Origin of the sequence: Mongoliimonas terrestris, from assembly GCF_001927285.1 — a bacterium.
Lineage (GTDB): Bacteria > Pseudomonadota > Alphaproteobacteria > Rhizobiales > Pleomorphomonadaceae > Chthonobacter > Chthonobacter terrestris.
This window is the reverse complement of the sequence record NZ_MSIG01000027.1, coordinates 25,077-39,178: the sequence shown is the minus strand read 5'-3', so window position 1 is coordinate 39,178 and position 14,102 is coordinate 25,077. Positions and strand designations below refer to the sequence as shown.

General features: G+C 67.8%; 13 protein-coding genes. 6 read left to right on the top strand and 7 right to left on the bottom strand.

Going from position 1 to position 14,102, the window contains the following annotated elements:
* Positions 1-227: 227 nt before the first annotated feature.
* Entirely contained in the window at positions 228-956 is a 729-nt protein-coding gene (locus BUQ68_RS21695; protein WP_075218123.1) for a carbonic anhydrase family protein, read from the top strand.
* Between the two features lie 114 nt (positions 957-1,070).
* Here BUQ68_RS21695 and BUQ68_RS21690 read toward each other — a convergent pair whose 3' ends face one another.
* The 5 genes from BUQ68_RS21690 to BUQ68_RS21670 all read right to left on the bottom strand — a co-directional run bounded on the left by BUQ68_RS21690 (position 1,071) and on the right by BUQ68_RS21670 (position 6,753).
* A complete protein-coding gene (locus BUQ68_RS21690; protein WP_075218122.1) occupies positions 1,071-1,646 on the bottom strand; it encodes a type 1 glutamine amidotransferase domain-containing protein in 576 nt (191 codons plus the stop codon).
* 255 nt (positions 1,647-1,901) lie between these two features.
* On the bottom strand, positions 1,902-2,897 hold the full coding sequence (gene meaB / locus BUQ68_RS21685; RefSeq protein WP_075218121.1) for a methylmalonyl Co-A mutase-associated GTPase MeaB: 996 nt from the start codon (positions 2,895-2,897) through the stop codon (positions 1,902-1,904).
* Positions 2,897-3,481, bottom strand: a complete 585-nt coding sequence (locus BUQ68_RS21680; RefSeq protein WP_075218120.1) for a hypothetical protein — start codon at positions 3,479-3,481, stop codon at positions 2,897-2,899. Before BUQ68_RS21680 ends, meaB begins: the two co-directional genes overlap by 1 nt.
* Positions 3,482-3,577: 96 nt before the next feature.
* Positions 3,578-4,963 (bottom strand): dipeptidase, encoded by a 1,386-nt coding sequence (locus BUQ68_RS21675; RefSeq protein WP_075218119.1) that lies wholly within the window; start codon positions 4,961-4,963, stop codon positions 3,578-3,580.
* A 146-nt stretch (positions 4,964-5,109) separates the two neighbouring features.
* Positions 5,110-6,753, bottom strand: a complete 1,644-nt coding sequence (locus tag BUQ68_RS21670) for a helicase HerA-like domain-containing protein (RefSeq protein ID WP_075218130.1) — start codon at positions 6,751-6,753, stop codon at positions 5,110-5,112.
* A 190-nt stretch (positions 6,754-6,943) separates the two neighbouring features.
* Here BUQ68_RS21670 and BUQ68_RS21665 point away from each other — a divergent pair, with 190 nt between their 5' ends.
* Complete coding sequence (locus BUQ68_RS21665; protein ID WP_075218118.1) at positions 6,944-7,327, top strand: hypothetical protein; 384 nt, start codon at positions 6,944-6,946, stop codon at positions 7,325-7,327.
* A 192-nt stretch (positions 7,328-7,519) separates the two neighbouring features.
* Here BUQ68_RS21665 and BUQ68_RS21660 read toward each other — a convergent pair whose 3' ends face one another.
* Entirely contained in the window at positions 7,520-8,230 is a 711-nt protein-coding gene (locus BUQ68_RS21660) for a helix-turn-helix transcriptional regulator (RefSeq protein ID WP_075218117.1), read from the bottom strand.
* Positions 8,231-8,520: 290 nt separating this feature from the next.
* Here BUQ68_RS21660 and BUQ68_RS21655 point away from each other — a divergent pair, with 290 nt between their 5' ends.
* From BUQ68_RS21655 to BUQ68_RS21640, 4 genes are read left to right on the top strand one after another with little or no spacing between them, the layout of a single operon-like run.
* Entirely contained in the window at positions 8,521-10,371 is a 1,851-nt protein-coding gene (locus BUQ68_RS21655) for a methylmalonyl-CoA mutase family protein (protein ID WP_075218116.1), read from the top strand.
* 19 nt (positions 10,372-10,390) lie between these two features.
* Complete coding sequence (gene scpA, locus BUQ68_RS21650) at positions 10,391-12,556, top strand: methylmalonyl-CoA mutase (protein WP_075218115.1); 2,166 nt, start codon at positions 10,391-10,393, stop codon at positions 12,554-12,556.
* 59 nt (positions 12,557-12,615) lie between these two features.
* Positions 12,616-12,879 (top strand): type II toxin-antitoxin system VapB family antitoxin, encoded by a 264-nt coding sequence (locus BUQ68_RS21645; protein WP_075218114.1) that lies wholly within the window; start codon positions 12,616-12,618, stop codon positions 12,877-12,879.
* Positions 12,880-12,905: 26 nt separating this feature from the next.
* Complete coding sequence (locus BUQ68_RS21640) at positions 12,906-13,280, top strand: type II toxin-antitoxin system VapC family toxin (RefSeq protein ID WP_245293346.1); 375 nt, start codon at positions 12,906-12,908, stop codon at positions 13,278-13,280.
* A 66-nt stretch (positions 13,281-13,346) separates the two neighbouring features.
* Here the strand turns inward: BUQ68_RS21640 and BUQ68_RS21635 are convergent, their stop codons facing one another.
* Complete coding sequence (locus BUQ68_RS21635; RefSeq protein WP_075218112.1) at positions 13,347-14,009, bottom strand: haloacid dehalogenase type II; 663 nt, start codon at positions 14,007-14,009, stop codon at positions 13,347-13,349.
* Between the last annotated feature and the right edge of the window lie 93 nt (positions 14,010-14,102).

Genomic DNA, 14,102 nt, shown 5'->3' with positions numbered 1-14,102 from the left:
CCCCCTGGGCCGCCCGTTTCGGTCGGTCCGCTTGGTTGGTGCGGATCGACGACGGACTTCCCCGGAGATCCGCCGAATAGAACGGGGGAGGCCTATTATGCCGCAAGTCCAAATGCGGGAAACATCATGATCGCATTACTGCGAGTCGCTCTATTGCTTATTCTTATGTGTTAAATTGCCATAGTGTTGCGCTAGGACAGCGGTGCTCAATTCGAGGAGGAGCGCTCATGCTGTCCCGCCGTGCTTTCTGCTGTGCCCTGCCGACCGCCAGCTTCGTGGCGATCGCAATCCCGTCCGTTGCTTCGGCGGCGACCACCGCCACCGACGTGTCCGACGCCTGCGCGGCGTTCACGTCGGATCTTCAGAAGACGGTGACGCCGGAGTCGGCCATCGACCTTCTGAAGGAAGGTCATGCCCGGTTCGCGGCCGGCGCGCCGACCAAGTGCAACATGGCCGACCTCGTGCACGCCACCGAAGGCGGCCAGGCGCCGTTCGCCTGCGTGATCGGCTGCATCGACAGCCGCGTCCCGGTCGAACTCGTGTTCGATCAGCAGATCGGCGACATCTTCACCGCCCGTGTCGCCGGTCCGGTGATCAACGGCGACATCCTCGGCTCCATGGAATTCGCCACCAAGGTGGCGGGCGCCAAGGCCATCGTGGTGCTCGGCCATTCCTCCTGCGGCGCCGTGAAGGGCGCGGTGGACGACGTGAAGCTCGGCAACTTGACGGGCCTTCTCGACCAGATCCAGCCGGCCGTCGCCGCCACCCCGCTCACTGGCGAGAAGTCGTCCAAGAACGCGCCCTACGTGGACGCGGTCGCGTCGACCAACGTGATGAACAGCGTCGCCGCGCTGACCGAGCGCAGCCCGATCCTGAAGGAACTGGTGGACACCGGCGCGCTGAAGATCGTCGGCGCCATGCACGACGTGCACACCGGGGCCGTCACCTTCCTCTGAGGACGGACGACCGCAGCGGCCCCGGCGACGCCCCAATTGAGGGTGCGGCCGGGGCTCGTCGGTCAGAATGCAGGGTCCTTTTCGCCCGGACGGTCGCGCATCGGGGCGGGTCGATCACGCCGCGTGGCGACGATCGTGGCGCCCTTCGCCGATCTCCTCGACGATCTTCTTCACGAAGGCGTCGATGTCGTCCGGCTTGCGGCTCGTGACGATGCCCTCGTCGGCGACGACCGGCTCGTCGACCCAGTGGCCGCCCGCGTTGATCACGTCGGTCCTGATGGAATGGTAGGAGGTGATCCTGCGGCCCTTCACGGCGCCGGCCTCGACCAGGACCCAAGGCCCGTGACAGATGGCGGCGACGGTCTTGCCGCTGTCGACGAACGCGCGGACGAGGGCCACGACCGTCTGGTCCACCCGCAACACGTCCGGGTTGATCTGCCCGCCCGGAATCACCAGCGCGTCGTAGTCGTCCACGGAGACCGAGGCGACCGGCTTGTCGACAGGCACGGTGTCGCCCCAGTCCTTCTCGTTCCACCCGCGGATCTTGCCCGGCTCGCGCGTCGTCTCCGGCGCGGCGACGTGAACGGTAGCCCCGAGGCCCTTGAGCTGGGTGAGCGGGCCGATGAGCTCGGACTGCTCGAAGCCGTCGGTGGCCACGATCAGGATCTTGGCGTCTTTGATGGCGGTCATGAGGGATAAGTCCTCGGCTTGTTGAAAGCCCCCGTCCAATGAACGCGCCGCCGCCGGGATTGTTGTCGGTGTTCACCAACTGTTGAGGGATGGGAACCGCATCCGCCGGTCAGGCCACGATGGTTAGCGGTGGGGAAATCGCGTCGCCGTCCGCGGTCTGCCGGATTTGTTCATCCAAGTCGAAGGGGCGGATCGGTCGGGCAGGCGTTCGTCAACTTCCAGGGTCGGGGCGTCGCTAGTACGCTTCGCCCCGATTCAAAGCGCCAGCATTTCGGCGATCTCCGCGGCCGCGACGCCAGGGGCGAGGGTGCCTTCGGCGACGCGGGATTCGCGGTCCTCGATGGCCGCGCGGATGACGGGGTCGCGGACCAGACGTTCGTGGAAGCGCTCGTTGATCATCTGCCGCATCCAGTGAACCTGCTGCGCCCGCCGCTTGGCCTGGAAGGCGCCGGACGCCTCGGTGACCGAGCGATGGCGCGCCACCTCGGACCAGAGCTTGTCCAGCCCCTCGTTGGCGAGCCCGGAGATGGTGAGGACCGGCGGCGTCCAATCGGGCGAGGCGGGGGCGAGGATGTGCAGCGCCGCCCGGTACTCGGAGGCGGCGGTCCGCGCCCGGATCGCGGCGTCGCCCTCCGCCTTGTTGACGGCGATCAGGTCGGCAAGCTCGATGATGCCCTTCTTGATGCCCTGCAGCTCGTCGCCGGCGCCGGGCAGCATGAGGACCAGGAAGACGTCCACCATGTCGGCGACGGCGGTCTCCGACTGGCCGACGCCCACCGTCTCCACCAGGATGACGTCGAAGCCGGCGGCCTCGCAGAGCAGCATGGTCTCGCGCGTCTTCGCCGCCACGCCGCCGAGGGTGCCGGCGGACGGGGAGGGGCGGACGTAGGCGTTGCGGTCGACGGCGAGGCGCGCCATGCGGGTCTTGTCGCCGAGGATGGAACCGCCCGTGCGGGTCGACGACGGGTCGACGGCGAGCACCGCCACCTTGTGGCCGGCGGCGGTCAGGTTCGTGCCGAGCTGGTCGATGGTGGTGGACTTGCCGACACCCGGCACGCCGGTGATGCCGACCCGGAACGCTTTGCCGGTGTGCGGCAGGAGCGCCTGCAGGAGGGCGCGGGCCGCCGGCTGGTGCGACGGCTTGCGGCTCTCCACCAGGGTGATGGCGCGGGCCAGTACGGCACGCTCGCCGGCGAGCACGCCTTCGACCAGCTTGTCCACGTCGATCAAGGCCGGCGTCGTCGCGTTCATCAGGATCCTTCCGGCTCGGGCGGCGTCCAGATCATGCGCTGCAAGGTGGCGGTGGAGATCGCCTCGACTGCCGTCTGGGCGATCCCCGTTGTGGCGAACACCAGGCTGACGTTGGGCGCCGCCCGGGACGGACAGATGGGCATGCCGCTCCAGTTGCCGGCGCCGATGCGGCAGCTGCCGGCCGCCACCTGGGCTTCGCCGATCGTCATGCCGACATGCTCGCCGCCGGGCCCGCGAAGCCGTGTGGAGACCGCGTGAACGGCACCGATCCGCCCACCGGATCCGGGCAGCACCTGGACCATCTGCAGCCCGTCCCGGAAGAGCGCGATGGCTGACAGGGTCTCGGTTTCGGTGGCCATGGTGATCGGGGAGGCATCGAAACCCGGAAGGGCCGCCTCGATGGCGGTTTCCGAGTAGGCGGTGCCCACCGGCAGCCCCGGCAGGCCGTCTGCCGTCAACACCAGCGCGTCCGCCGTGCCGGTGGTCACGTCGTCCATCACCATGTCGAGGCCGGGCGAACAGGCGCCGGCCGCCACGACCAGGGCGAGGCAGGCGAGCGGGCGGAGGGGACGGCTGATACCCATGGCGAGACGGTTACCACGCTGCTTGGTCTAAGAGAACGCGACATCCGGACCATGGGACGGCCGACATGGGTCCGCCCCGCGCCGACGGCCGTGCGGCTAACGGGCGAGCGCGTCCAGGATCCTGACCCAGGAGCGGATGCCCTTGTGATAGCTGGTGAGGTCGTACTTCTCGTTCGGAGAATGGATCCGGTCATCGTCGAGGCCGAACCCGACCATCAGGCTGTCCATGCCGAGGAGGCTCTTGAAGAGCCCGACCACAGGGATCGAGCCGCCGCCGCCGATGATGGCGGTCGGCTTGCCCCATTCGGCCTCCAGCGCCGCGGCCCCCTTGGCGAGAGCCGGGTTGTCGAACGACAGGCGAAGGGCGGGGCTGCCGCCATGCCCGTGGAAGTCCGCCCGGGCGCCCGGCGGCAGGGCGGCCTCCACATAGGCCCGGAAGGCGGCGCGGATCGCCGCCGGGTTCTGGTCGCCCACGAGGCGGAAGGACACCTTGGCGGAGGCCTTCGCCGGCAGCACGGTCTTGAAGCCGTCGCCGGTGTAGCCGCCGGTGATGCCGTTGACCTCGGCGGTCGGGCGCGCCCAGATCTTCTCCAGCACGGTCCGATCGGTCTCGCCCGCGGGTGCCGAAAGGCCGACGGAGGCCAGGAAGGCGGCGCCGTCGAAGCCTAGGCTCTCCCAGTTGCGGCGGATGTCGTCGGGGATTTCCGGCACGCCGTCGTAGAAGCCCGACAGGGTGACGCGCCCCTTGTCGTCGTGCAGACCGGCGAGGATGCGGGCGAGCACGTGGATGGGATTGAGCGCCGGGCCGCCGAACATGCCCGAATGGAGATCCTGGTCGGCGCCGTGGACGGTCAGTTCCTCGGCGACGAGGCCGCGGAGCGTGGTGGTGATGGCCGGCGTCTGCCGGTCCCACATGCCGGTGTCGCAGACAAGCGCGACATCGTGGGAAAGCTCCGCCCGGTTGGCTTCCAGGAAGGGGACGAGGGACGGCGAACCGCTCTCCTCCTCGCCCTCGCTCAGAATGGTCACGTTGACCGGCAGGCCGCCGGTCTCCGCGATCAGCGCACGGGCGGCCTCCACGAAGGTGAGGAGCTGGCCCTTGTCGTCGGCGGCACCGCGCCCGACGATCCGCTTTGTCCCGTGCGGCCCGTCGGCGAGGCGTGGCTCGAACGGCGGCGTCTCCCAAAGGTTCAGCGGGTCCACCGGCTGGACGTCGTAGTGGGCGTAGAAGAGCACGTGCGGCTTGTCCGGGCCGGCCTTGGTCCAGTGGGCGACCACCATGGGATGGCCGGTGGTCGGCCGCACGGACGCGTCGAAGCCGATCTCCGTCAGCGTGTCGGCAAGCCAGCCGGCCGCGCGGGCGCAGGCATCCGCGTAGGCCGGATCGGTGGAGATGGACGGAATGCGCATGAAGGCGAACAGGCGGTCCAGGCTGGCATCGAAAGTGTCGTCCACCCGGGACAGGACGGAAGGGATCGCCATGACGTTTCCTTGAGGTCGAGACTGGAGAGGGCCGCAACGGGACCGCTCGCCCGCGCCGACAGGACACAAGATCTAGACGATCTCCGACCGTTTGTAAGCCGTTGTCGGCGGGCGAAGCGACCGCTTCCGCCCGGTCCGCGATCGGCTCAGCGCTTCAGCATGCCGCCGAGCACGCCGCGAAGAATCGCCTTGCCGAGCTGGTTTCCCACCTGCGTGCTGACCGACCGCACGACGGACTTGAGCGCCGCCTCCACGATGGTCTGGCGGCCGGAGGTGGAGGCGCGCTCGGCCCGCTCCTCCTCGCGCTCGCGCCGGCGGCGCTCGGCCGCCGATTCGTACTCGTCGAGCCGGGGCGGACGGCCGTCGTTGACACGCCGGTCCGGTTCGGGCGCCCGCTCGGCCTCGCGGCTCGATGGTCCCCAGCCGAAGTCGGGCAGCTGGAAGCCGGTCGAGGTCTTGCGGATGCCTCCGGCGGGCCGGTCCTGCACTCGCTCCAGCGGCACGCCTTCGGCGCGCGCCCGCAGGATCTCGAAGGCGGACTCCCGGTCGGTCACCTCGTCGTAGACGCCCCGCAACGGGCTGGCGCTGATGATCTGGCCTCGCTCTTCGTCGGTCAGCGGCCCGAGCCGGGACGAGGGCGGCCGGATCAGGGTCCGCTCCACCATGGAGGGCACGCCCTTCTTCTCCAGCATGGAGACGAGAGCCTCGCCGACGGCGAGCTGCGTGATGACCTCGAAGGTGTCGAACGCGGGGTTCGGCCGGAAGGTGTCGGCGGCCACCCGCACCGCCTTCTGCTCGCGCGGCGTATAGGCCCGAAGCGCGTGCTGGACGCGGTTGCCGAGCTGGGCCAGCACGCTTTCCGGCACGTCCAGCGGGTTCTGCGTGACGAAATAGATGCCGACGCCCTTGGAGCGGATCAGCTTCACCACCTGCTCGACCTTGTCGACGAGCGCCTTCGGCGCCTCGTCGAACAAAAGGTGGGCCTCGTCGAAGAAGAAGACGAGCTTCGGCTTGTCGAGGTCGCCCACTTCCGGCAGTTCCTCGAAGAGCTCGGACAGCAGCCACAGGAGGAAGGTGGCGTAGAGCCGCGGCGTCTGCATCAACTTGTCGGCGGCGAGCACGTTGACCGCGCCGCGCCCATCGCCGGTGACGCGCATCAGGTCGGCGATGTCGAGCGCGGGCTCGCCGAAGAAGTGGTCGCCGCCCTGGGTTTCCAGCACCAGCAACTGGCGCTGGATGGCGCCGATCGACGGCTTGGCCACGTTGCCGTAGCGCGCCGACACGGCGTCCGTGTTGTCGTGGAGATAGGCGAGGATGGCCCGCAGATCCTTGAGGTCGAGGAGGAGCAGCCCCTCGTCGTCGGCGATCTTGAAGGCGATGTTGAGCACGCCCTCCTGGGTGTCGTTGAGCTGCAGCAGGCGGGCGAGGAGCAGCGGTCCCATCTCCGACACGGTGGCGCGGATCGGATGGCCCTTCTCACCGAAGAGGTCCCAGAAGATGACCGGCGCCGGCGCCAGCACATACTCGTCGATGAAGCCGATGTCCTGCGCGCGCTCGACGAGGAAATCCTTCTCTTCGCCCACAGCGCCGATGCCGGAGAGGTCGCCCTTCACGTCGGCGCAGAACACCGGTACCCCCGCGTCGGAGAGGCCCTGGGCCAGCACCTGGAGGGTCACGGTCTTGCCCGTGCCGGTGGCGCCGGTGACGATGCCGTGGCGGTTGGCCAGTTTCAGCGTCAGGTACTCGGGCTTGGTGCTCGACCCGACATAGACCTTGCCATCCTCAAGCATGAAGTCCTCCTCGCGCGACTCGGCCGCCATTGTTAACAGATGATTGATATATGTCTCAACGACAGCGAACCCGCCCGGTGGGCTCCGTCATGGATGCCGCTGCGGCACGGGTTGATGCGCCCCGCGCCGGGTGCAAAAGTCCGCCGCCGGCCGGGCCTGGCCGCTTCGCGCCACCGACAGGGAGACACGCATGCACGACCTCATCAGCCGGATCACCACGGACGTCGGGATCTCGCCGGAGCTCGCCGACACGGCAGTCCGGATCATCCTCAACTTCTTGAACAGCGAGGGGCCGAGCGACAAGGTGCAGGCGCTCGCGACGCAGCTCGGTCTGACCGATTACCTGGGCGATGGCGCTACAAGCGGCGGAGGCGGCCTGATGGGGGCGATCGGCGGCCTGTTCGGCGGCGGTGGCGCCATGGCGGCCTTCAGCGCGCTTTCCAATGCCGGTCTGGACATGACCCAGATCCAGGGCGTGACGCGCAGCTTCGTCGACTATGCCAAGGAGAATGCCGGGGCGGAGACGGTGGACGACATCGTCATGGCGATACCCGGGTTGTCGCAGTTCGTCTGACGATCCAGCGCCGGCGCGGGGCGTGCCTACAGGCGATCAGTCATGATCCCTGATCGGTGCGATCCCGACCGGTGCGGTCGATGGTCGGCCGGAGCGGTGGTGCCGGGGCGGCGCCCGCCTGCGCCGTTTCCAGTCTGAAGCCGCGCCGCCCCCCCGTTGGCGCGACCTCGTGTTCGGACCGCTCGATCGCGGTCAGTCTTCCAGTGTGATCTGCCCGTAACGGAGGGCCTCGACCACGGTCTGGGTCTTGTTGGACGCATCGAGCTTCTCGCCGGCGTTCTGCAGGTGCGCGTGCACCGTCCGCTGGGAGATGTTCAGCAACTCGGCGATCTCCTGGGCGGTCTTGCCGGTGGCCGTCAGCTCCAGGACCTTGCGCTCGCGGGTCGACAGGTCGCCGGGGCGGCTGTCGATCAGGAAGCCAAGGGCGCGAAGACGCCGGAAGGCCTGATTGCAGAGGAAATCGAACGCCACCAGATCCAGTTCGGTCAGCGACAGCGCCGTGCCGAGGCCAATGACGGCGGCCTGGTAGGGCTGGATCGACTTCACCGGCACCGCGACAATGCGCGCCGCCGCTTCCGGTCCCGCCGCGCCGACCAGGTCGGAATGGCCGGAGATGCTCACGCCATCCACCAGGAACGGCCGATGCGACACGCGGCAACGCTCCAGGATCGGATCGCCCTTGGAAATGGTGATCAGCTGTCCGCGCTCGCTTCGAACGTCGGGCCACTTCATGTGCAGGATCAGAGGCTCCACCGGACGACCGGGCATCGGCAGGCCGGTGACCAGGATATGGCTGGCACCGTGGCTGACGAGCCTCCGCTCGATGATGTCAAAGATCCTATTGGCGCTGGAGCAGGTCCGGAGGCCAACTGCGTCTGCCAGGATCTCGTCAGGTGTATTCATGCTTTTTATACCCGATCTCGAGTTGACGTCTGTTTCGAAAGATAGAGCGTTCTCGCTTAGTCGACCGAACGAAAGTCATATGACCTGCCGTAAGGTCGATCCCCTACCCGACGATAGTTCGACTTCAAATGGAAATGCGGCGACCGGTAGATTGGAGCGCGACAAATTACTCCATGACCCGTAAGTCGCCCCGCCTTATGGCTAGTTGTGCCAAAATCCGAGGCGTCCCTATAAGGCCGGCATACCGTCCGACGCATCACCGCGAAAACCGAGCCAGGACTGTGACATCCATGGACATCGATCTCCGTCACTTCGACGACATTCCGCCGGTCGCCCGCGAAGCCTGGGAGGATGCGGTTGCCAAGGCCCTCGGGGCCTCGTCGCTCGATCGTCTCCAGGCCGTGACGTCCGATGGCATCGCCATACCTTCTCTTGCTGCCCCCCGGGCGGATCGGGATCCGCAGACCGCAAGAGGTGCGGGTGTTCCCTGGTCCATCGTGCAGCAGGTTCAGATGGGCGATCCTGCGGCGACGAACGCCGTCCTTCTGGACGAATTGCAGTCAGGTGCGGATGCGATCGACCTGACCTGGACCGGAGATTCGTCGTCCCCTCCATATGGAGCGGACGCCGGGAAATTAATGCGTGTTCTGGAAGGTGTCTACCTCGACATGATCTCGGTCCATTTGACGGTCCGAGGTGATCATCTTCCCATCATGATCCGTCTGCTCCAAGTTGTGTCCGGTCGCACAGAGTTTCGTAAATTTCGAGCCTTTCACATCGGCAAGGATCCATTCGCCGATATGGTCGCCGGATTTGCAGATCTGACGAGCCAAAACTATGACCGACATGCAATTAATGACATGTTCGTAGCTTTAGAGCAATGCGCGCTTAGCGGGAGCACCCTATCCGCACGCGGGCAGGAATGGCATGCAGCAGGGGCGTCGGATTCGCAGCAATTGGCCATTGCGCTCGCAACCGGAGTGAGCCATTTGGCCGCCGCGGCAAATTCCCCGCAGACCAGTCAAAATCTTGTGACAGTGGCGTCCCACTTGGAGTTCCGCCTGGTCGCGAATCAGAGTCAGTTCCTCACAATCGCGAAACTGCGAGCGTTCCGGCGATTGTGGGCGCTCGTCCTCGACACGCTGGGCGTGGACCAGGTGCCGGCGTTCGTCCATGCGGAGACCGCCTGGCGCATGGCGGCGAAGCGCGATCCGTGGGTCAACATCATCCGATCGACGCTGGCAACCTTCGCGGCCGCGGTCGGCGGCGCCGACGCGATCACCACGCAGCCGCACACCGCACTTCTCGGAATACCGGACGCGGCGGCACGACGACTGGCCCGCAACGTCCAGATCGTCCTGATGGACGAGTCCAACATCCACAAGGTCGGCGATCCGGCGGCGGGCTCCGGCGGGATCGAGACCCTGACGGATCGCCTGGCCGAGAGCGCCTGGTCGGAGTTCCAGGCCATCGAACGCGAAGGCGGGTTGCTGCGGAGCATGCGGTCCGGCGCCATCTTCTCCCGCATCCGGGAGAGCGCCGAAAAGAGCCGGCTCGCCGTCGCACGCCGGCGCGAACCGATCACCGGCGTGAGCACCTACCCGCTCCTGTCGGAGATGATGCCGACCGTCGCGGCTCCGCTGCCGCCGGCACCGGCCACGCCCTTTCCGCCGCTCATGCCGGCGGTCCGCCTCTCCGAGCCTTGGGAGGCGCTCCGCGACCGGTCGGACGCGGCGCTCGCCGCGACAGGCCGCCGTCCGTCCATCTTCCTCGCCAACCTCGGCAACGTGGCCGCCTTCACGGTGCGCTCCACCTGGGCGAAGAACCTCTTTGAAGCCGGCGGCATCGAAGCGGAGACGCGAGAGGGGCACGCCAGCGTCGACACGCTCGTCGCCGCCTTCAAGGCGTCCGGTGACACGGTCGCGTGCCTCTGCTCCGACGACCGCACCTATGCGACACTGGCGGCAAAAGCCGCGGCGGCCCTCAAGGCCGCCGGCGCCGAGACGGTGTTTCTCGCCGGCAGGCCGAAGGAGGGCGAGGACACCCTGAAGGCTGCGGGCATCGACCGTTTCGTCCACGAGGGGCTCGACATGCTCGATCTCCTCGGCGCGCTCAACCAGCGCCTCACCGCCGCCGTCTGACCGGAAGGGACCCTGACCGATGAGCAACTTCCCGTCCTTCGCCGACACGCCCTACCGGGTCGTCACGCCGGCCGCGCGGCCCGGCGGCACCGATGTCTGGACCACGCCGGAGGAGATCGACGTCAAGCCGGTCTACACGGCCGCCGACATCGAGGGCCTCCGCCACCCGCACACCTTCCCAGGCCTGCCGCCCTTCGTGCGCGGGCCGTACCCGACCATGTACCTGCAGCAGCCGTGGACGATCCGCCAGTACGCGGGCTTCTCCACGGCGGAGGACTCCAACGCCTTCTATCGGCGCAACCTGGAGCAGGGGCAGAAGGGCCTCTCGGTCGCGTTCGACCTCGCCACCCACCGTGGCTACGACAGCGACCATCCGCGTGTGGCCGGCGACGTCGGCATGGCGGGCGTGGCGATCGATTCCATCTACGACATGCGCATCCTGTTCGACCGCATCCCGCTCGACCAGATGTCGGTGTCGATGACGATGAACGGCGCCGTGCTGCCGGTGCTCGCTCTCTTCGTGGTGGCGGCGGAGGAGCAGGGTGTCGGGCCGGAGAAGCTGTCGGGGACCATCCAGAACGACATTCTCAAGGAGTTCATGGTCCGCAACACCTACATCTACCCGCCGACCCCCTCGATGCGGATCATCTCGGACATCTTCGGCTACACCAGCCAGCACATGCCGAAGTTCAACTCCATCTCCATCTCCGGCTACCATATGCAGGAGGCGGGGGCGACGGCGGACCTGGAGCTCGCCTACACGCTCGCCGATGGCATCGAGTACATCCGCGCCGGCCTCGGCGCCGGCCTGAAGGTGGACAAGTTCGCGCCGCGGCTCTCCTTCTTCTGGGCCATCGGCATGAACTTCTTCATGGAAGTCGCCAAGATGCGGGCGGCGCGGCTGCTCTGGTCCATCCTGGTGAAGCGGGAGTTCGACCCGAAGGACGACCGCGCGCTCAGCCTGCGCACCCACTCGCAGACCTCCGGCTGGTCGCTGACCGCCCAGGACGTCTACAACAACGTGGTGCGCACCTGCGTGGAGGCGATGGCCGCGACCCAGGGCCACACCCAGTCGCTGCACACCAACGGCCTCGACGAGGCGCTGGCCCTGCCGACCGACTTCTCCGCCCGTATCGCCCGCAACACCCAGATCGTGCTCGCCGAGGAGACCGGCAACACCAAGATGATCGATCCCTGGGGCGGCAGCTACTATGTGGAGCGGCTGACCTACGACCTCGCCAACCGGGCGCTCGCCCACATCAAGGAGGTCGAGGATCTGGGCGGCATGGCCAAGGCGATCGAGGCCGGCATTCCGAAGCTGCGCATCGAGGAAGCCGCCGCCAAGACGCAGGCGCGCATCGACAGCGGCGCCCAGCCGGTCATCGGCGTCAACAAGTACCGGCCGGGCGGCGACGACGACATCCACCTTCTCAAGGTGGACAACTCTGCCGTGCGGGCGGCGCAGATCGCCAAGCTGGAGCGGCTGCGCGCCGAACGCGATCCGAAAACCGTCGAGGCCGCGCTCGCGGCGCTTTCCAAGGCGGCGGGGGAGGGCAACGGCAACCTGCTCGGGCTTGCCATCGAGGCGGGGCGCGCCATGGCGACCGTCGGCGAGATCAGCCTGGCGCTGGAGACCGTCTGGGGCCGGCACAAGGCGGAGATCCGCGCGATCTCCGGCGTCTACAAGCGGGAGGCGGCGCGCATGACCGACGTGATGAAGCGCGTGCAGGACGCCGTGGAGGCGTTCGAGGAGAACGACGGCCGGCGCCCGCGCATCCTGGTCGCCAAGATGGGCCAGGACGGCCACGACCGCGGCCAGAAGGTGATCGCCTCGGCCTTCGCCGACCTCGGCTTCGACGTGGACATCGGGCCGCTGTTCGCCACGCCCGACGAGGCGGCGCGCCAGGCGGTGGAGAACGACGTGCACGTGGTGGGCGTCTCCTCGCTCGCCGCCGGCCACCTGACGCTGGTGCCGGCGCTGAAGAAGGCGCTCACCGACCAGGGTCGGCCGGACATCATGATCGTGGTCGGCGGCGTGATCCCGCCGCAGGACTATCCGGCACTGGAGGAAGCCGGCGCCGCCGCCATCTTCCCGCCGGGCACCGTGATTGCCGAGGCGGCGGAAAAGCTTCTCGCCAAGCTCAGCGCGCAGCTCGGCTACGAGCCCCGCGCGGCGGCGGAGTGAGGTGCGGTTGCGGAATTTCTTCCCATGCGGCACGATAGGGTCCGTCTGGAGACTGCATCATGCTGGAGATCGATGACCCGCTCGTGGAAGAATTGGCGACCGAACTCGCTCGCCGTCGCGGCGTGTCGATGGACGAAGCCGTGGTTGGTGCGCTGAAGGCGGAGTTGGAGCGAACAACCGTGGCGATGCCGTCAGAAGTCGCCGCACGGGTGGCCCGCCTGCTTGCAGTCGGCGAGCCGCTCCGGGCCGCGCTCGCCTCATCGGGGCAGACTCTCGCAGACATCGACGCAGAGATGTACGACGAGGACGGTCTGCCGCGATGATCATAGACACGTCGGCGACAATCGCGGTGATCCTCTTCGAACCTGAGGCGCCGCGGCTGTCGCAGGCGATCGTCGAATTCCTGGCCGAAGGGAGGCGCCCGCTCATGTCCGCGGGCACGGCAGTGGAGTGCGGCGTGGTGGTCACCCGACGCGAAGCCGACCTCGGTAGAACCGCGCTCGAGCGCTTCCTCCAGGAAACCAACACGGAAATCGTCCCTGTCGATGCCGATCAGGTGCGGCTCGCCTGGGCGGCGTTCGAGGCCTATGGCAAGGGTCGGCACCTGGCGGCGCTCAACTTCGGCGAATGCTTCGCCTATGCGCTCGCCCGCCAGCGCGGACTGCCGCTGCTCTTCAAGGGCGCGGATTTCTCCCGCACCGACGTCGCCGTGGCGGCCTACTGAGCCGCCATCGCCAGCCAAGCGCGGCAGCGAAAGACCGGTCTCCCCGTCAAGCAGGGCAATCTGACGTCAGGACAGCGTCGTCAAGCCGTTGAGGTCCTTCAGCACCGCCGCCGGCGCCATGTCGGCATACTCGTCCACCGCGCCGGACCGGTTGATCCACACGGCCCGGAAACCGAACTTCGCGGCGCCCGCCACATCCCAGCGGTTGGAGGACTGGAAGGAGATGGCGTTCGGGAACACCCGGTAGCGGGTGGTGGCGATCTCGTAGACCCGCGGGTCGGGCTTGTAGATGCGGATCTCGTCCACCGACAGCACGTCGTCGATGACGGCTTCCAGGCCTGCCGCGCGCACGGCCTGGTCGAGCATGCGCGGCGACCCGTTGGACAGGATGGCGAGCCGCGCCCCGTCGGCCTTCAGGTCCTTCAAGACGTGCGGCACTTCTCCGTAGCAATCCAGCGTCCGGTAGGCGTCGAGGAGCGTGTCCCGGAGCGACCGGTCGGCGGTCGGAAAGGCCGCGAAGGCGGTGTCGAGAGCGTCCTCGGTTAGGTGCCAGAAGCTCTTGTAGGTGCCCGCGAGCGTGCGCACCCAGGAGTATTCCAGCTGCTTCTGGCGCCACAGGTCCGACAGGCGCTGCGCATCCGGACCGAGGGCGGCCGCGTGGCGGCGCACGGCGGCATGGACGTCGAACAGGGTGCCATAGGCGTCGAACACATAGACGGCGAAAGCCATGGGTCAGCAACTCCTTCGCTCGGCGGGCGGCCCGCCGGCATCCCGCACGGCCGGACCTTAGCGGCTCGGCGCGCCGGTGCGAAGGGCGCATCG

What these genes read in the sequence shown, in the direction of transcription:
- BUQ68_RS21695 (WP_075218123.1), top strand. Translation starts at nt 228, where the DNA reads ATGCTGTCCCGCCGTGCTTTCTGCTGTGCCCTGCCGACCGCCAGCTTC.
- scpA (WP_075218115.1), top strand. Translation starts at nt 10,391, where the DNA reads ATGAGCAACTTCCCGTCCTTCGCCGACACGCCCTACCGGGTCGTCACG.
- BUQ68_RS21635 (WP_075218112.1), bottom strand. Translation starts at nt 14,009, where the DNA reads ATGGCTTTCGCCGTCTATGTGTTCGACGCCTATGGCACCCTGTTCGAC.
- BUQ68_RS21645 (WP_075218114.1), top strand. Translation starts at nt 12,616, where the DNA reads ATGCTGGAGATCGATGACCCGCTCGTGGAAGAATTGGCGACCGAACTC.
- BUQ68_RS21670 (WP_075218130.1), bottom strand. Translation starts at nt 6,753, where the DNA reads ATGCTTGAGGATGGCAAGGTCTATGTCGGGTCGAGCACCAAGCCCGAG.
- meaB (WP_075218121.1), bottom strand. Translation starts at nt 2,897, where the DNA reads ATGAACGCGACGACGCCGGCCTTGATCGACGTGGACAAGCTGGTCGAA.
- BUQ68_RS21655 (WP_075218116.1), top strand. Translation starts at nt 8,521, where the DNA reads ATGGACATCGATCTCCGTCACTTCGACGACATTCCGCCGGTCGCCCGC.
- BUQ68_RS21660 (WP_075218117.1), bottom strand. Translation starts at nt 8,230, where the DNA reads ATGAATACACCTGACGAGATCCTGGCAGACGCAGTTGGCCTCCGGACC.
- BUQ68_RS21680 (WP_075218120.1), bottom strand. Translation starts at nt 3,481, where the DNA reads ATGGGTATCAGCCGTCCCCTCCGCCCGCTCGCCTGCCTCGCCCTGGTC.
- BUQ68_RS21665 (WP_075218118.1), top strand. Translation starts at nt 6,944, where the DNA reads ATGCACGACCTCATCAGCCGGATCACCACGGACGTCGGGATCTCGCCG.
- BUQ68_RS21690 (WP_075218122.1), bottom strand. Translation starts at nt 1,646, where the DNA reads ATGACCGCCATCAAAGACGCCAAGATCCTGATCGTGGCCACCGACGGC.
- BUQ68_RS21675 (WP_075218119.1), bottom strand. Translation starts at nt 4,963, where the DNA reads ATGGCGATCCCTTCCGTCCTGTCCCGGGTGGACGACACTTTCGATGCC.